A 17477-nucleotide genomic window follows, 5' to 3' on the forward strand; every position below is an offset into this window, starting at 1 on the left:
TAATCCAGAAACTTAAAATCGATCGGATCAAAAACTGTGAATCATACAGCTTTATTTTTAATTAAAAATAAAATTGGAAAATAATATGTTTTGCTATCATAGTGAAAGTTTTTTATACTAAATTATGCTATACTTTATTAAACAAGTTTTATCATAGTTAACTAGCTTTAGACCAAAGATTAATTTAAATTTTATACTGTGATAGGGAAGGTGTTTTTGTTTAATTCAGTCGTTTAGTAGGCGTTAATTAAAGTTAATAATTTACATAAAAGGAAGATAACGAGATGGATGATGAAAAAGTAGTCTCGATAGAAGATCGAATTCCAAAATTGAAGGAAGCACGTCGGAAAAAGACGAATAGACGATTAATTTTTTATCTATGTTTGTTCTTTGTTTTAATATCGATTGTTGTTTATTTACAATCTCCGCTAAGTTATATTAATGATATTAATGTCGTCGGGTATCAATATACTGAACCAGAATCTATTATTGAAAGCTCACAACTATCAGAAGAAGTTAATATTTGGAGTTTTCGGACAGCAGAAATTGAAGAACAACTTAATGAAGTACCAGAAATTAGAGAAGCTGTTGTCAAGCGGAAATTTCCAAATAATATAGAAATTAGTGTAGAAGAATTAGATAAAGTAGCTTATATAAATGAAGGAGACTTTTTCTATCCATTACTAGAGAATGGCAATATGCTTGATTCGTTTCGTATTGTTGAATATCAGGGGGATGCCCCTTTACTATTTGATTTTACAGATGAAGAATACTTGCTGTTACTGACAGAACAATTAGTTACTTTACCACAATCGATTGCTAATCATATTTCAGAAATTTATTGGGAACCAACTGAATCCAATCCCTTTTCTTTAAGACTGTTTATGAATGATGGCTATGAAGTTGTTGCGAGCATTCGAAACTTCAGTGACCATATGAGTAGCTATCCATCTATTGTTAGTCAATTGGATGAAGATAATGGTGTGATTGAGATTGGGACAGGCGGAGCGATTTTTTATACTAAAGATGAAGAAAATGAAGGGAATGAGGTTGACGATGAGAGTGAGGGGTAAACACGTAATCCTATCTCTAGTCCTATTTTCATTCGGCTTTCTGATTGCCTTTAGTTATCAGCATACCAAGGCATTGATAAAAGATGAGCAAACCAGTGTTCAAGAATGGGAAAAAACATTTTATTATCGACAGCAACTTATTCAATTCGAGGAGAATAACCATCAATTGCAGCAAGAAATAGATGATGTACGACTGAACATTTTACAGTTAGAAAATACGATGGCTGACCAAATTGAAACGATGAGTACAAGAGTATCTGAGAAGTTAGAACTTCAGGCTTTAACTGGTGAATTACCGATAGAAGGTTCAGGTATCTTTGTTTCTTTAAAAGATCAAGAGTTTATTCCGTCTGAGTCAAATGTTGATCAGTATATAGTTCATGACCGACATATTCAATTAGTTATCAATGAATTATATAGTGCAGGAGCAGAAGCCTTAGCGATCAACGGGCAGCGCATTTTCTCCGATAGCCGCATTGTATGTATTGGACCTGTTATATCAATAGATGATGAACAGTATCCAGCACCTTTTGTTATTGAAGCAATTGGTGATCCTGATATCCTTCAGGAAAGCTTAGAGTTGTCAAATGGTGTGATTGATCTCCTTGTTAATGATCAAATTGAGGTTGAAATTGGAAAGAAAGATCAGATTAAAATGAATGCTAGAATGAGTTAATAGGTGATAGATATGTCTTTAAAAAACAAACTAATATATTCTCTTGTATTGATGATTCTCGGCTTGATGCTAGCGATTCATTTTCAATCCTCTTCTGAACAAGAAGTTCGAGAAACGAGAGATATGTGGGAAATTCGACAACAATTACAAAATGAACAAAACAATCAGCAATTACTTCAAAATGAGTTAAATGAACTAAAAATTGTTCAAGCACAGTATGAATCAACATCTGAACAAGACCAAATTCAAGCTCTAAATGAATCAATCAGTTTACTTGAGGAAAAAGCAGGATTAACAGATATTGTTGATTCTGGGGTCTTGATTGAACTGATACCCAATTACAATGAACAAACTGAAGATTTAGCTTTCCCGGAGTTGACACCTGAGTTATTAAATAGATTAATTAATGAGTTAAACTCATATGGTGCTAACCATATTGCGATAAATGATGAGCGTTTAACTAATTTGACTGCTATTCGGAATATTGGTGATCAAACATATATGAATCAACGCCCATTACCTGATCTTCCTCTAACAATTAAAATAGCTTCTGATGACCCTGATCGTTTGCTCAGTTATATGGAAGTCAGTCAATCACGTGATGAATTTGCGATGCATAATATTTTGTTCGAGTTAGAAAAAACAGATAACGTGAAAATTCCGGCATATGATGGGGAGCTTAATTTACAGTATGTAGAGGTTATAGAAGATGATAAAGCAGGTGGAAGTTAATGTGGTTGCCGTTTCTTTTTTTATTCATTGGGATAGGTTTAGGACTGCTAACAGATATTTCAATCCCTGATATATACACGAATTATTTATCAATCGCAATATTAGCAGCCATGGATACTCTTTTTGGAGGAATTCGTGCTCATTTAGAAAATATATTTAGTCAACGTATATTCATTTCAGGTTTCTTTTTTAATATTAGTTTAGCTGTTGTTTTAACGTTTATCGGTGAGCAGTTAGGGGTAGATCTTTATTTAGCTGCTGTTTTTGCTTTTGGCTTGCGTCTATTTCGTAATATATCAACCATTCGACGCTATATATTTAAAATTCCAAAAAAAAAAAATAAATTAGTTAACAAATGAAGGATTATCGTCGATCTATGTAGAATAATGAAATATAATATAATTAATAATATGGTATTAATAGACTAGCAATTAAATGGTATACTAAGAAGAATAAGTGAAAACTAAAATCAATAATTATTTAAAAATAATTAAGAAAGTATTATTGATGCTGTAGACTGGGAGGTGCCTTATTTATGAACAACAATGAAATTTTAGTCAGCCTTGATATAGGTACATCAAAAATTAAAGTAATTGTTGGAGAAGTGTTATCAGATTCCTTAAATATTATCGGTGTTGGGCATGCAGAATCACGTGGGATGAAAAAAGGTGCGATTGTGGATATCGATCAAACTGTTCAATCTATTCGTCTAGCTATTGATCAAGCTGAACGGATGGTAGATATGAAAATTAACCGTGTGATCGTTGGAATTAATGGAAATCATGCACAGCTTTTACCTTGTCAAGGTATAGTAGCTGTATCAAGTGAAAACCGAGAGATTAATGATGAAGATGTGACTCGAGTCATTGATGCTGCTCAAGTTATTTCTATTCCTCCAGAAAGAGAAATTATTGATGTGGTACCGAAACAATTTATTGTTGATGGACTAGATGAGATTACAGATCCAAGAGGTATGATTGGTGTTCGTCTAGAAATGGAAGGAACAATCATTACTAGCTCTAGAACAATGTTACATAATATCCTTAAATGTGTTGAACGAGCAGGCCTAGAGGTTGTTGACATTTGTTTGCAGCCCTTATCAACAGGCTCAATTGCTCTGTCAAATGACGAAAGGGAGTTGGGTGTAGCATTAGTTGATGTTGGTGGTGGCTGTACAACGATTTCTATCTTTGAGAATAATCATCTTGTGACGACAAGAGTTATCCCACTTGGTGGAGATAATGTAACCAAGGATATCTCAATAGGCTTGAAAACTAGTTCAGAGGATGCTGAAACGATTAAATTGAAGCACGGACATGGATTTTATCCAGATGCACGTGAAGAAGATACGTTTAAAGTTACCTCTATTGGAAGTGATCAACAACATACGTATAATCAACTTGATCTTGCTGATATTATTGAAGCACGTATGGAGGAAATCTATACATATGTAGCGAGAGAAATTAAGAAAATGGGGTATTCTGAACTACCTGGCGGTTTTGTTTTAACTGGTGGTTGCATGAGAATGCCAGGTACGTTAGAATTAGCACAAGATCTATATCAAAGTAACGTGAGAATCGCTATTCCAGATTATATTGGTGTGCGTGAACCACAGTATACATCGGGTGTAGGCATTCTTAAATTCGCTTATGCTAATGCCAAAATACAAGGTAAGCATCTAGCACGATCTGTGTCTAAATTAGATGTTGAAGAAACGAAGCCGAAGAAAAAAGCAGCTCGTTCAAAGCCAAAAAAGGAAAATCAGCACCCATCGAATGAAAAGAAAGAATCAGGTATTGCAAATTTATTTAAATACTTTTTTGATTGATGATTATACTCAAACAAAATGATAAAATGACATCTTAACGTGTGTAATACTGTTTTTATAGGAGGAACGAACATGTTGGAGTTTGACACAGAATTAGATCAACTAGCAACGATAAAAGTAATAGGTGTTGGCGGTGGTGGTAACAATGCTGTTAACCGAATGATAGAGCATGGTGTTCAGGGCGTTGATTTTATCGCTGTAAATACGGATTCACAAGCTTTAAATCTATCAAAAGCTGAAGTGAAAATACAAATAGGTACAAAATTAACTAGAGGATTAGGTGCTGGAGCTAATCCAGAGGTTGGTAGAAAAGCAGCTGAGGAGAGTAAAGAACAATTAGAAGAGGCACTACAAGGCGCTGATATGGTATTTGTTACAGCAGGAATGGGTGGAGGTACAGGTACGGGTGCCGCACCTGTTATCTCTCAAGTAGCAAAAGAAATAGGTGCACTAACAGTAGGTGTCGTCACACGACCTTTTTTGTTTGAAGGACGAAAACGTTCAACCCAAGCTATTACAGGTATTGATGGGTTAAAAGAAAATGTTGATACATTAATCGTTATACCAAATGATAGATTGTTAGAAATTATTGATAAGAATACCCCGATGCTTGAAGCTTTTCGTGAAGCAGATAATGTATTACGTCAAGGGGTTCAAGGGATTTCAGATTTAATTGCAACTCCTGGATTGATTAATGTTGACTTTGCTGACGTAAAGACAATCATGTCTGATAAAGGTTCAGCCTTAATGGGTATTGGAGTAGCTACTGGTGAAAATCGCGCAACAGAAGCAGCCAAAAAGGCGATTTCTTCCCCACTATTAGAAACATCAATTGACGGGGCACATGGTGTCCTAATGAATATAACAGGTGGAAGCAACTTGAGTTTATATGAAGTTCAAGAAGCTGCAGACATTGTCACATCAGCTGCTGATCAAGAGGTAAATGTGATTTTTGGATCAGTCATCAATGAGAACTTAAAGGAAGAGATTGTTGTTACTGTAATTGCGACAGGATTTGATGAAAATAAAGTGAGCTCTGGTCAATCTAGACAAAGGTCAAATGTTAATAAGCAAGCCATTAATAATCAACAAGAAGGAAAAAGAGTACAAGAAGAAACTTACGAACCCACTAGCTTCCGAGAAGAAGAAGATACATTAGATATTCCAACATTTCTTAGAAATAGAAATCAAAGAAGATAATTAGCAAAACCGGCCTTCGCTCATCCTTTTTGAGTGAAGGCCGGTTTTACTTTGTTAGTATTAATGTAAAAAGCTAGCAAGAACTTCATTTGTATATAACTCAGATAAGAGGAGGAAATCATTTGAATCTCCCTAATAAGATAGAGAAGATAATTGGTGATAAGCCTTATTCAATCGATAAAATAGGTCGATCAGACTCACAAGTCATTGGTTTTGATGATATGATTTTAAAAATTGAAAAACAACATGAAGAATCCGTTAATGAACATCGAATGATGGCATGGCTTGACCACAAGCTCCCTGTTCCCCAAATTTTGTGCTCGGAAACAAGTAAGGGGATCAATTACTTGCTAATGAGTAAAATAAAGGGGGAAATGGCTAGTTCAGCAGTTTGGCTTGAACAACCTAATCAGCTGGTAAAATTATTAGCTGACGGATTGAGAATGCTTTGGGAAGTTGATCTGTCAACTTGTCCTTATGATCATTCAATAGATCGTAAACTGAAACAAGCTGAAATCCGTGTCCACAGTCAACTTTGCAGCATAGAGGATGCAGAACCTACAACATATGGAACAAATGGATTTAAGAACCCTGAGGAACTCTTGCAGTGGCTAAAGGAGAATAAACCAAAAGAAGAGCTCGTTTTTTCGCATGGTGATTATTGCTTACCCAATATTTTTATTAAAGACAATAAAATAAATGGTTTTATTGATTTAGGTCGGGCTGGTATAGCTGATAAATATCAGGATATAGCGCTTTGTTACAGGTGTTTAAAACACAAACTCGATGGAACGTTTACTGGAAAAATTGATAATACATTGGATCCAATCATTCTTTTTGATGTGCTAAAAATAAAGCCAGATTGGGATAAAATCAACTTTTATATTTTGTTAGACGAGTTGTTTTAAGTGTGAATTTTCATTTACTTAGCAGAAGGGGCGAGGCTTCAATAGCTATCCATTCACACGAAAAAGATAGCTTTGTATTTTCAAGGAGCTCCCCATCTCTACAATAAAGTGACATCCAAACGACCTCCTGATCTCTAACTGTATAAAAAAGCGGCTGTGCAATATACTCTTCATTTTGCAACAGCAGCCTTACAGCAGGATTCAACATTTTGTTAGGTTAAGGAAATTTCCATAATTCCTCCTTCTTTATCTTCCGTATAGTATTGCGCCTGCGCATGCCATAATTCATGATATTTACCATTGCTATCTTTGACCAACTCATTATGTGAGCCACGCTGGATGATCTTGCCTTCATCAAACACGATGATTTCATCACAGAAGCGACAGCTGGATAGACGGTGTGAAATGTAAAGAGCCGTTTTATTTCCTACAATTTTGTCAAAGTGGGAGTAAATTTCAAACTCAGCAATCGGATCTAAGGCAGCAGTTGGCTCATCGAGTATAACGATTGGAGCATCTTTATAGATCGCCCGTGCCATCGCAATCTTCTGGGCTTCACCACCTGAGATTTCAATTCCATCTTTATCAAAATTCTGATATAAATACGTATTTAATCCTTGTGGGAGTTTATTAAAGCGTTCATTGAAGCCAGCATCCTTTAAAGCTGAAATGACATCTTCATCCTTATATTCAATCGAAGCAGAGACATTTTGTCCTAAGCTAAATGAAAATAATGAAAAGTCCTGAAAAACGACAGAAAAAAGGCGCAAATATTCATCATAATTATATTTTTTTATATTGATCCCGTTTAAAAGAATCTCACCTTCTGTCGGATCATATAAGCGTGACAATAATTTGATAAACGTTGTTTTGCCGCTACCGTTCATTCCGACAATCGCCAATTTCTCTCCAATTGTCAATTTAAGATTGATATCTTTTAAAACATATTCATCAGTATTAGGGTATTTAAAAGACAAATGACGGATTTCCAATTCGTATTCATTATCGACACGTTTTTCAACGGGGAGCGTCCCTTCGTGTTTATCACTTTTCAAATCTAAAAAGTGAAAATATTTTTTTAGTGTTTTGTTATTATTGTGTAGTTTAGAGAAATTAGAAACAAATTCCGGAAAGTACATGATAAAGTTAGCGGTTGCCCCCGTATAGATCACAATAGATCCAGGAAGAATGGCGCCACCGATTGCTTTTAGAGCAATAAATAAAAACCCTAAACCCAGACATAAATGAATCAATATTTGCAGTTTAGTTGTCGCTTTATTTTCTTCAGTCTGCATACTCATCAAAGCTTTTGCGGTGGTTGAATTCATATCTTGAAAGACTTTATTATAGATCTTTTGTTGTTGATAGAGACGAATTTCTTTACCCGACTGATAATCAAATAATTGGTTTATGATGAATCTGTATATGTTATTGGAATGCCGGGCACTCTCCAACATTCGATTCCACTCATTAGTTGATCTTTCATACAACTTGGCAGCATACGAGAAGTAAAAGATAATCCCGATCAAAATCAATGCTAAAAACCATCCGCTATTTAAAAACGACAAAGCATGTTCGGTTGGGATTTTAGCAAAAAATATGGGTAGGACAAAGCCAAAGGCGATCAGCATAGAAGTTAGTTGATTAACAAGGGACTCTGTATCGAGCATCAGATAAAATAATCCTCGTTGACCAGACACTTCGATCATATCCAGATAGTTTCTTAATTCATGTACTTCTGGGTCTTCAATAAACTCATAGTCCATATAAATCACTTTATTGTTTATCTTCATATCCTTCTTATCTTTTGCTTGGTAGATTAATGTTATTCGATAATGCTCCAACCCGTTGGAGATTAATGAAGAGATGAAGGTAACAGAGACGGCTAAAATTATGATGGGAATTAATTCTTCAAATGATGGCTTAGTCATCAGACGATTTAAAATCCATGAAGTGAAAAACAATCCTGCGAAAGGAATAATTGCTTTAAATAGCCCTTGTATCACGCTAATCCATAATAGTTTTGGTTCTAAAGAATGAATGTCTTTATATCCTCGCCAAATAAGTCGGAAATTTTCTTTAAACGATTGCATTTTGCTCTTCACCTACTTCATTTTTATAATAGTAGCTTTGAGTTTCAAACATCTCGTAGTATTGACCTTTTAGTGCCATTAGTTCAAGGTGTGTTCCCTCTTCTATAATTTTTCCATCTGCTAAAAAGATAATCCGATCACAGAATCGGGTTGAGGATAAGCGATGAGAAATAAAGATCGATGTTTTCTGTTTGGCAAACGCCTCATATTGCTGATAAATCTCACTTTCTGCAATGGGATCTAAGGCTGCTGTTGGTTCATCCAAGATCAGGATAGGTCCGTCTTTATATAGGGCTCTAGCTAACTGAAGCTTTTGCTTTTGCCCACCTGATAAATCGATGGCATCAGAATAGACACGTTTAACTAATTTTGTCTGCTTTCCTTTGGGCAAGGATTGATAAACTTCAGCTAATCCACTTTGTTCTTCTATCATTTTCAGATGGGAGCTGTCCTTTTCATGCTCCTGCACTATCATTTCTTCAATCGTTATCGGCAGTTCAAAGTAATCTTGAAAAACAACTGAAAAGAACTTGAAGTAATCATCGATGGCATACTGATCAATCGAGTAACCATCTACTTTTATATCTCCTTTTGTTGGGCGATAAAGACCGGTCAATAATTTAATCAATGTAGATTTTCCTGCTCCGTTTACGCCAACAAGTGCAACACTCTCGCCAGGATCAATCGTCAGATTGAAATGCTTAATTGTATCGAATTCTGCTTCAGGATATCGATAGGCTACATCTTTGAATTCAATTGAAGGAGGTCCCTCTTGATTGACTTCAATTCCTATTCCATGATTTCTTGTACTTTTGATATCAATAAAATCTCTGTAGTCATCTATTTCCAGTCCAATTTTATTTAAATCAACTACGCTTTTTAATACACCACTTATCCATCTGGAAAGAGTTGCAATCGCTCCAAAGTAAACAGTGAAACTAGCTATACTTATTTCTCCATTAATAATCATATTGATTAAAAAAACGTAAGCGATCAGATCAATGCCCAATTTTAAACTACCATCTAATGCATTACCGCCTATCTTTTTGCGCAATATGTGACCTGTAAAACGGTATTTTTTTTGATGTAATTTTTCGAATACATGGCTAAACCAATCTTCCATTTTATAGAGACGCATATCTTTAGCTTTCTGAAAGTCTCCTGTCTGTTCAGTTAGGTAGCTAATTTTCCGATCAATAGGAGAGATGAGTGCTTTGTTTTGATCTTCCTTTTTATTGACGGATAAACTGTATAAGAAATTAATACCAGAAGAGACAGCAATTAGAATAACGAAAATCCAATGAACCTCTGTCAAGATATAACTGTAGAGTAAAAAACCGAGCACATTTGTCATAAATGCTTCTAGTACAACGAAGATATGTTGAAAAGCACGATGAGGACCACCAGCTGTATCAAACGCTTTATTTATTTTTCCCTGTCCTTTATCCCCATCAAAGATGTCAAAATCAATCTGAGTCAAATGTAATGCTAATTTATTTAAAATACGAGCTCGAAAAATATTTCCTTGTGTTCCTAGTTTGATTTGATTCGTTTTAGATAAAATGGTAAGAGTCAGTATGCCGATCAGTAAAGCGAAAAATGTACCAACAAATAACATAAAATGTTGTCCATTTGTATTGGTGACTGCCTCAATTGTAATAGCCGTTAAGCCTAATGTTGCCAAAGGGAGTAGCATTTCTGATCCGGCAGCTAAGCCGATGTATAAAAAGGTTTTTTTATTATACTGTGCTATCTCCTTTAGTAAAAACGCTATGTTTTCTAACGTTGAATAAGTCTGATCTGATCTTTTCTTCATCTTTCTCACCTCACTTTTAGCTTATCTTTTTTCACAAATGGACAATAAGAAAAATTATGAGTGGTTCATCTAAACACACGAGTGGTCACTTATTAGGTCAGAATTAAAAAGAATGGAGTGCTACAACGGTAATGTCACTTCCGTCGCAAACACTCCTTCTTCAAATTGACGATTGATAAAGCCTTGATATTTTGCAACGGTTGTGTCAATTCGTTTCAAACCGAAGCCATGATCTTTGCCCGTTTTAGTTGTTAAGATATTCTGCCCTGAACGCTTGATTTTTTGGTCCATCGTATTGGTTATGCTTATGTAGAGTTGTTCTTTCATTTCATGGATATACACTCGAATAAAACGATCTTCCGGATTGGGCACAGTCATACAACCTTCAATCGCATTACTCAATAAATTACCTAGTATTATCCCCAGATCCACATCTTGGACGTGAATTTTTTTAGGAACATGTGCTTTTGCGTGTAAGGTAATCTCTCTCGATTGAGCTAATGTTAGTTTGCTGTTGAGCACAGCGTCAATCATGACATTTCCTGATTTAATAATTGTATCAACGGAAATTAAGTCCTGATCCAGTTCAGCTAAATACTGACTGAGTTCTTTAAATTGGCCTAATTCAAGATGGGCTTTCATTGTTTGGATATGATTTTTATAATCATGGCGCCAGCCTCGCATTTGTTTGTAAATGCTCTCGACTTCTTCAACATGTGAACGGATCAGTGCTGCATTCGCTTCGCTAAGTTTTTTATCATAATAGGATTGGATAAATCGGCGGATGCCGAGTATCAGTATGATTAAAAGGGACAAAGTAGCTAGGATGAATAAATATCGAGTCACCATTCCAACTCCTCTTTATGATAATGAATAAATGCCTGATTGACCTCTTTATACAGCCGCCTGGATACGGGAATCATAGAATCATTATCTAGATAGAGATCTTTTTTAGTTATTTTTTTGATCTGTGCTAAATTAACTAAATAAGATCGGTGGGGCTTAATAAACAATTCTGAAGAGAGTTGATCTTCGAAAGACCCCAATCCTGCAATTGCTTGAAACATACCTTCAGTTGTTGTAATGATCGTCTGGTGACCATCTGCTTCTAAAGAAAGAATTGTCTCCAGATTTAATTTTATTTTTTCTTCAGACGTTTCAATCAATATCGTTTCATTTTTCTTTGGTGTAAGCTTGCGAAATCGGTCGATTACACGGTAAAACTTCTCTTTTTTTACCGGTTTAAGAATATAATCAATCGCACTGACTTCGTATCCTTCGGCGATATAATCTGTATAACCTGTCACAAAAAGTAATTTTATATCATGCTTCTGCTTCCGAAGCAATTGTGCCAGTTCCATGCCGTTCATACCATCCATTTCAATATCCAATACTAATAAATCGATTGCTTTATCTTCTGCAAAATAAAATAGAAAGGCTTCAGCCGATTCAAACGTCAAAAACTGAAAAGACACATTATGGTCTTGTTCATACTCTTTAAAACGCTTTTTTAGTAAGTCAATTTGAACGATTTCATCATCCAATAAAGCAACAAGCCATTTCATATATTTCACCTCTTGTTTAATTATAGCCTAAATGAATAGGCCATTCCACGGTGAAAATGGGTGGGTTTTAAAATGTAAAAAAAGAAGGGAAAATATACCGGTGACAAAAAAAGCAATGATTACCTAAAAGAAGCTAAAAATTATTGTCAGGCTCTGACATACTTTTTTAATCCTCACATTTATAATGTTTTTAAAGCACGTGTTCAAAAGGAGGATGAAAAGCGCCTCGTCGGCTAAAATCGTAACGTCCTATACGTCAAAAGTTCGAGGCGATGTAGCTTCGAGTACTGGGCTTTCACAAGATGTGATGAGTTCTGTGTTGCCCAAAGGACGTGGATGTTTTTAACAGAACTTCCTTCGTACCAGTTGACATATGTGGAACACAAAGGCAAGTTAACAAGCTTCTCGCGTGTTATGGTGACTTCGACGTTCGACAAAAATCATTTCGGCGGGACGAGTAACCGCAAATGTCTTCGGTGAGGCGAGTCATCACACGAAAGAAAGCCAGGGAGCATTTACAAGGTTAGCAAAACTTGGCTTATCGTCAAGTCTTTCTGGTGAATGCCATCGTTTGACTTAGACGATCGCCAATCAAATCTTTTATTTGTTTGATCGTGCTAGAATAAGTGTCTTTCTTATTCTGAGCCCCAGTCCCAGGATGTGTCGGTAGTTAGTCGAAAACTTTTTGTTCTTCACAGCGCTTTTTACTGAACTTTTTGAACAACCTCTTAAAGTATATTAGAAAGGAATTAAAAAGTGACGCTTTATTTAGATGCCATTTGGCTTCTCAATTTAATGATTGATTTTATGATTTTAAGACTGACAGGTTATTTGAGTAAAAAGAAAAATCAGGGTTGGCGAATATTGCTTGCATCCATCGTTGCCTCTTCAATTGTTTTTGTTACTGTTTATTTTCCTAACAGTCTTATTTTATACCCTATTGGTAAAATCATATTTTCAATTTTGATCATTATCATTGCTTTTAAACATTTATCATGGATTGAATTTATCAAAACATGGCTATTTTTTTACTTTATTTCATTTGCATTAGGTGGCATTTTATTAGGGTTGCACTTTATTTTTGACCAGTCTGTTCAAATTGATCATGCCAGTTTTATCACGGCATCCACAGGGTTTGGAACACCCATAAGCTGGTTGTTTGTTGTGATTTGTTTTCCAATTTGTTGGTATTACACGAAGCAAACAATGGACAAGCAAGCATTGGTTAATTATCAAACAGATCAACTCTTCAAATGTCAAATTCAAATGCTTAATAAATCAGTTTCTGTTACTGGTTATTTGGATAGCGCGAATCATTTAACAGATCCAATGACAAAGTATCCAGTCGTTATTATTGATCAAGATACGATTAAGCAATTTTTTAATGATGAACAGTTGAGACAGCTTAAACAAATTAACGAGACTTTAGATCTTTCAAAAGCAGATCCCTCGATAACATCTATTATCCGATTAATTCCGTATCAAGATGTTTCAAATTCAGCAGGTCTTTTAGTCGCACTAAAACCAGAATCATTTATTTTTAGTGATAACCATGAAACGTTTGAAGTTAAAAATGTCTTAATTGGACTGCGTTTTGCAGCATTATCTTCAGAGCAAAAGTATCATTGTTTACTTAATCCGCAGTTATTTAAATAAATATAAATGGCTAAATCATTTTAAGATTAAAACATGTGAGGAGTGTAAAGGTGAGAAAATTATGGTTGGAGTTTAGATTATTTTATTACAAATTACGATTAAAATTGGGGATTAAACCCAAAGAGGTTTATTACATAGGTGGAAGCGAGGCTTTACCTCCGCCTCTGTCAAAAGAAGAAGAATACCAATTATTAATGAAATTACCGAATGGTGATAAAGCAGCCAAGGCGATGTTAATTGAACGAAATTTAAGACTTGTTGTCTATATTGCCAGAAAGTTTGAGAATACAAAAATAAATATTGAAGACCTTATTAGCATTGGAACAATTGGCTTAATAAAAGCAATTAATACGTTTAATATCGAGAAAAAAATTAAGTTAGCCACTTATGCCTCTAGATGCATTGAAAATGAGATTTTGATGCACTTGAGAAAAACAAATAAATTAAGATCAGAGGTTTCCTTTGATGAACCACTTAATATTGACTGGGATGGAAATGAATTATTGCTCTCCGATATATTAGGAACTGATGAAGATATTATTGAACGAGATATTGAGGCATCTGTCGATAAAAAGTTATTAAGAAAAGCGCTTGATCAATTAACAGGCAGAGAAAAACAAATTATGGAGTTGCGTTTTGGTTTAGTTGGTAGTGAAAAAATGACACAAAAGGATGTAGCTGATTTACTAGGGATTTCACAGTCTTATATATCCCGATTAGAGAAGAAGATTATCAAACGACTTCAAAAAGAATTTGAAAAAATGATTTAACTTGTCATGAATCTTCGGAAATAATTACCTGCATAAAAGTATTAGCCAATGGTGATACTGTTCCATGTACAGTTAGACAACATGGGAGGGTCACATATGGTTAGACATAAAGTAGAAATATGCGGTGTAGATACTTCAAAACTACCGGTCCTCAAGAATGAAGAGATGCGCAAGTTATTTAAGGAATTACAAGCAGGTGATCTTACAGCAAGAGAAACTTTAGTGAATGGAAATTTAAGGTTGGTATTAAGTATTATTCAACGTTTTCAAAATCGCGGGGAATATGGAGATGACCTTTTTCAAGTTGGTTGTATAGGCTTAATGAAATCAATCGATAATTTTGATCTCAGTCAAAATGTTAGATTCTCAACTTATGCGGTTCCAATGATTATTGGAGAAATTCGACGCTATTTGCGAGACAATAATCCAATTCGAGTTTCTCGATCTCTTAGAGATACAGCATATAAAGCTTTGCAGGCAAGAGAAAAAATACTTAGTAAAACATTAAAAGAACCGACAGCTGAAGAGATTGCTAAAGAATTAGGCGTAGAGCAATCTGATATTGTATTTGCTTTGGATGCGATCCAAGACCCTGTCTCCTTATTTGAGCCTATCTATAATGATGGCGGAGATCCGATCTATGTGATGGATCAAATTAGTGACGAAGGTGATGAGGAAGAAGATTGGGTTGATCATCTGTCATTACGTGAAGGAATCAAGCGACTAAATGCGCGAGAAAAGCTCATTTTAACGAAACGATTTTTTCAAGGGCAAACACAAATGGAAGTGGCTAATGAAATAGGCATCTCTCAGGCACAAGTTTCAAGACTTGAAAAGGCAGCCATCCAAGAAATGAATCAAGACATGTTTGACAGTCATTAATAATAGCATAAACAAATTAACCGATTGCAGCCAAATGCAATCGGTTTTTAAATGATTAGAAAAGTAATGCTAACCCAAAAAGGTTCATATAGTTAAGTAGGGTGGTGATTTGATGGAAACACTGACGAATTTGCAGACGAAGGAAATCGTATCAGTGAATACAGGAGCAAGAATGGGCTATATTACTGATTTAGAGATAGATGTTGATTCAGGTTTAATTACGGATATTATTATCGGCAGTCGTTCGAGTCTGGGCCATTTATTTAATAAACGAGATGAAATAGTGATACCATGGAGTAACATTATCACACTTGGAAATGACGTTATTTTAGTGGAATAAAAAACGATATAGAGATAAATGAGAAAGACAAAGAAATTTCACTGAAAATATGATAGAATAATGATTAAAAAGCTTGGTTTATCTCTCATACTTAAGGAGTTTAACCTAATCCATTCCCATACCTTGGAATTGGAACTTAGCATAAGCAAGACATGTATTCTTATGCTATTAGAGAAGATTTTTATTGATGAAAGTATAAGTAAAACTAAGGCTTTCGTTATAAATATTTGATAATAATCCAAGTTTTTTTACTGGTGTGATGGCTCCATCATTTTCCTTAGTGTGGTTACATATCTCACTAAAGTGATTTGTGTAAAGGTTAAGATTACCACATCCGTGTAGAAGTAAATCCCAAATTTTTATTTATCCGATATATCTTTAAGAAGTTTATTTTCTAATCATCTAAAAAGGAGCATGAGATGGAACCTTTTCAAAGTAGTCATGCATCATACAAGCAGATTAAGTCGTGGGCAAACATGTTTCCTGAAATTACAGCAGGAATAACCACTCGTTTGGGTGGTAGAAGTAAGTCACCTTATGATACATTCAATATGGGTTTACACGTAAATGATGTCGAAGCCGATGTTGTTGAAAATAGGATGAAATTGGCAGACTTGATTGGCTTCCCACTTGAGCGATGGTGTTTAGGTGAGCAAGTTCATGGGACGAATATTGCCCGTCTATCTAAAAACGACGCCAATATTGGAGCAGGTTCAATGCCGGTGTATCCAGCGATACGTGGAATTGATGGTTTAATGACGAAAGAACGTGATATTTTAATCGCGGCATTTTTTGCTGATTGTGTTCCGTTATTCTTTTATGATCCAGTATCAGGTTGGATCGGGATTGCTCACGCAGGCTGGCGTGGCACAGTAAATGGGATTGCAGTCGAAATGATAAAAGAATTGGCAGAAGAAGGTGTGAATCCTGATAACCTATTTATCACAATCGGCCCATCAATAAGTTTTGCTCGATATCAAGTTAATCAAGACGTCATTAAACATATTCCAGCTACGTACCGGAATAAGGTGAGTCATAAAATAGCTCATAACGGTGACCAGTATTTATTAGATTTGAAAAAATTAAATCAATATATGTTAATCGACCAGGGAGTAAACGCTGCAAAACTATTAGTAACCGAACAGTGTACGTATGATCACTCTGAATTTTATTCTCATCGACGTGATCAAGGTCGGACAGGCCGTATGCTTGGTTTTATAGGCCGCCATTAAGGTTCAAATTAAGGGGGAACACTGTGACCATAGCAAGAAATATAGCAAAGATTAAACAAGAGATTGAAAAAAGCTGTCAAAAAGTTGGCAGATCACCTGAAGAAATAACACTGATTGCTGTGACAAAATATGTTACAATAGAACGAACAAAGGAAGTTATCGATGCTGAAATTGTAAATATTGCTGAAAATAGACTAGAAGGTTTATCAGAAAAGCAAGAAGCATGTCCTGATGCAAAGCTTGTTTGGCATTTTATTGGTAATCTTCAATCACGAAAAGTGAAAAATATTGTTGATAGAATAGATTATTTTCATGCATTAGATCGATTGTCGATTGCAAAGGAAATAAATAAACGAGCCAATCATAAAATTTCCTGCTTTGTTCAAGTCAACGTAAGTGGAGAACAAACGAAGAAGGGTATAGCGCCAGATGAGGTCAGAAGCTTTATTGAATCATTAGAGGACTATCCCAATATTGAAGTTGTGGGTTTAATGACGATGGCACCCTATACAGAAGATCAAGTTGTTTTACGCCAAGTGTTTCGAAAACTTCGAGAATTACGAGATGATATTGAAGCAAAGAAATATCCGCATGCACCATGTCAAGGATTGTCAATGGGGATGAGTCATGATTATAAAATCGCAATAGAAGAAGGGGCAACCCATATCCGTATTGGTTCTAGCCTAGTCGAAACAGAAGGGTAAAG

The 17477-nt window shown here is 35.3% G+C and carries 17 protein-coding genes; 13 read left to right on the plus strand and 4 right to left on the minus strand.

Annotated elements, in window-relative coordinates:
- Nucleotides 1-284: 284 nt before the first annotated feature.
- From ACS127_RS11585 to ACS127_RS11615, 7 genes are all read left to right on the plus strand, one after another.
- Nucleotides 285-1073: a cell division protein FtsQ/DivIB gene (locus tag ACS127_RS11585; RefSeq protein ID WP_440895201.1), complete on the plus strand. Its 789-nt coding sequence runs from the start codon at nt 285-287 to the stop codon at nt 1071-1073.
- The gene (locus tag ACS127_RS11590) at nt 1057-1749 is read left to right on the plus strand and encodes a DUF881 domain-containing protein (RefSeq protein WP_440895202.1); all 693 of its coding nucleotides are present in this window, start codon (nt 1057-1059) and stop codon (nt 1747-1749) included. Before ACS127_RS11585 ends, ACS127_RS11590 begins: the two co-directional genes overlap by 17 nt.
- A gap of 12 nt (nt 1750-1761) precedes the next feature.
- Nucleotides 1762-2481, plus strand: a complete 720-nt coding sequence (locus tag ACS127_RS11595) for a DUF881 domain-containing protein (protein ID WP_440895203.1) — start codon at nt 1762-1764, stop codon at nt 2479-2481.
- On the plus strand, nt 2481-2840 hold the full coding sequence (locus ACS127_RS11600) for a small basic family protein (RefSeq protein ID WP_440895204.1): 360 nt from the start codon (nt 2481-2483) through the stop codon (nt 2838-2840). The genes ACS127_RS11595 and ACS127_RS11600 overlap by 1 nt, the downstream gene beginning before the upstream one ends.
- Before the next feature lie 176 nt (nt 2841-3016).
- Nucleotides 3017-4309: a cell division protein FtsA gene (ftsA, locus tag ACS127_RS11605; protein ID WP_440895205.1), complete on the plus strand. Its 1293-nt coding sequence runs from the start codon at nt 3017-3019 to the stop codon at nt 4307-4309.
- Between the two features lie 72 nt (nt 4310-4381).
- Nucleotides 4382-5509 (plus strand): cell division protein FtsZ, encoded by a 1128-nt coding sequence (gene ftsZ / locus ACS127_RS11610; RefSeq protein ID WP_440895206.1) that lies wholly within the window; start codon nt 4382-4384, stop codon nt 5507-5509.
- Between the two features lie 122 nt (nt 5510-5631).
- Nucleotides 5632-6417 carry an APH(3') family aminoglycoside O-phosphotransferase gene (locus tag ACS127_RS11615; RefSeq protein ID WP_440895207.1) on the plus strand — a complete coding sequence of 262 codons (786 nt, stop codon included), beginning with the start codon at nt 5632-5634 and terminating at the stop codon, nt 6415-6417.
- Between the two features lie 212 nt (nt 6418-6629).
- On the opposite strand, the gene ACS127_RS11620 is transcribed toward ACS127_RS11615, so the two are convergent.
- The 4 genes from ACS127_RS11620 to ACS127_RS11635 all read right to left on the minus strand — a co-directional run bounded on the left by ACS127_RS11620 (nt 6630) and on the right by ACS127_RS11635 (nt 11891).
- A complete protein-coding gene (locus ACS127_RS11620; RefSeq protein WP_440895208.1) occupies nt 6630-8510 on the minus strand; it encodes an ABC transporter ATP-binding protein in 1881 nt (626 codons plus the stop codon).
- A complete protein-coding gene (locus tag ACS127_RS11625; RefSeq protein WP_440895209.1) occupies nt 8497-10326 on the minus strand; it encodes an ABC transporter ATP-binding protein in 1830 nt (609 codons plus the stop codon). The genes ACS127_RS11620 and ACS127_RS11625 overlap by 14 nt, the downstream gene beginning before the upstream one ends.
- A 120-nt stretch (nt 10327-10446) precedes the next feature.
- The gene (locus ACS127_RS11630; protein WP_440895210.1) at nt 10447-11172 is read right to left on the minus strand and encodes a sensor histidine kinase; all 726 of its coding nucleotides are present in this window, start codon (nt 11170-11172) and stop codon (nt 10447-10449) included.
- A complete protein-coding gene (locus ACS127_RS11635) occupies nt 11169-11891 on the minus strand; it encodes a LytR/AlgR family response regulator transcription factor (protein ID WP_440895211.1) in 723 nt (240 codons plus the stop codon). The genes ACS127_RS11630 and ACS127_RS11635 overlap by 4 nt, the downstream gene beginning before the upstream one ends.
- Nucleotides 11892-12647: 756 nt before the next feature.
- Here ACS127_RS11635 and spoIIGA point away from each other — a divergent pair.
- From spoIIGA to ACS127_RS11665, 6 genes are all read left to right on the plus strand, one after another.
- Entirely contained in the window at nt 12648-13547 is a 900-nt protein-coding gene (gene spoIIGA, locus ACS127_RS11640) for a sigma-E processing peptidase SpoIIGA (protein ID WP_440895212.1), read from the plus strand.
- Nucleotides 13548-13597: 50 nt separating this feature from the next.
- On the plus strand, nt 13598-14317 hold the full coding sequence (sigE, locus tag ACS127_RS11645; protein ID WP_440895213.1) for an RNA polymerase sporulation sigma factor SigE: 720 nt from the start codon (nt 13598-13600) through the stop codon (nt 14315-14317).
- Nucleotides 14318-14413: 96 nt separating this feature from the next.
- Nucleotides 14414-15199 carry an RNA polymerase sporulation sigma factor SigG gene (sigG, locus tag ACS127_RS11650; protein ID WP_440895214.1) on the plus strand — a complete coding sequence of 262 codons (786 nt, stop codon included), beginning with the start codon at nt 14414-14416 and terminating at the stop codon, nt 15197-15199.
- 112 nt (nt 15200-15311) lie between these two features.
- The gene (locus tag ACS127_RS11655) at nt 15312-15539 is read left to right on the plus strand and encodes a YlmC/YmxH family sporulation protein (protein ID WP_440895215.1); all 228 of its coding nucleotides are present in this window, start codon (nt 15312-15314) and stop codon (nt 15537-15539) included.
- A 419-nt stretch (nt 15540-15958) separates the two neighbouring features.
- Nucleotides 15959-16771 carry a peptidoglycan editing factor PgeF gene (pgeF, locus tag ACS127_RS11660; protein ID WP_440895216.1) on the plus strand — a complete coding sequence of 271 codons (813 nt, stop codon included), beginning with the start codon at nt 15959-15961 and terminating at the stop codon, nt 16769-16771.
- 23 nt (nt 16772-16794) lie between these two features.
- A complete protein-coding gene (locus ACS127_RS11665) occupies nt 16795-17475 on the plus strand; it encodes a YggS family pyridoxal phosphate-dependent enzyme (protein WP_440895217.1) in 681 nt (226 codons plus the stop codon).
- Nucleotides 17476-17477: the final 2 nt, after the last annotated feature.

Origin of the sequence: Amphibacillus sp. Q70, from assembly GCF_052055485.1 — a bacterium.
Taxonomy (GTDB): Bacteria; Bacillota; Bacilli; order Bacillales; family Amphibacillaceae; genus Amphibacillus.

Excerpts from the sequence above, each read along its gene's own strand:
- ACS127_RS11600 (WP_440895204.1), top strand. The coding sequence starts at position 2,481 with ATGTGGTTGCCGTTTCTTTTTTTATTCATTGGGATAGGTTTAGGACTG.
- ACS127_RS11635 (WP_440895211.1), bottom strand. The coding sequence starts at position 11,891 with ATGAAATGGCTTGTTGCTTTATTGGATGATGAAATCGTTCAAATTGAC.
- pgeF (WP_440895216.1), top strand. The coding sequence starts at position 15,959 with ATGGAACCTTTTCAAAGTAGTCATGCATCATACAAGCAGATTAAGTCG.
- ACS127_RS11590 (WP_440895202.1), top strand. The coding sequence starts at position 1,057 with ATGAGAGTGAGGGGTAAACACGTAATCCTATCTCTAGTCCTATTTTCA.
- ACS127_RS11620 (WP_440895208.1), bottom strand. The coding sequence starts at position 8,510 with ATGCAATCGTTTAAAGAAAATTTCCGACTTATTTGGCGAGGATATAAA.
- ACS127_RS11655 (WP_440895215.1), top strand. The coding sequence starts at position 15,312 with ATGGAAACACTGACGAATTTGCAGACGAAGGAAATCGTATCAGTGAAT.
- ftsA (WP_440895205.1), top strand. The coding sequence starts at position 3,017 with ATGAACAACAATGAAATTTTAGTCAGCCTTGATATAGGTACATCAAAA.
- ACS127_RS11585 (WP_440895201.1), top strand. The coding sequence starts at position 285 with ATGGATGATGAAAAAGTAGTCTCGATAGAAGATCGAATTCCAAAATTG.
- ACS127_RS11595 (WP_440895203.1), top strand. The coding sequence starts at position 1,762 with ATGTCTTTAAAAAACAAACTAATATATTCTCTTGTATTGATGATTCTC.
- ACS127_RS11625 (WP_440895209.1), bottom strand. The coding sequence starts at position 10,326 with ATGAAGAAAAGATCAGATCAGACTTATTCAACGTTAGAAAACATAGCG.
- sigG (WP_440895214.1), top strand. The coding sequence starts at position 14,414 with ATGGTTAGACATAAAGTAGAAATATGCGGTGTAGATACTTCAAAACTA.
- ftsZ (WP_440895206.1), top strand. The coding sequence starts at position 4,382 with ATGTTGGAGTTTGACACAGAATTAGATCAACTAGCAACGATAAAAGTA.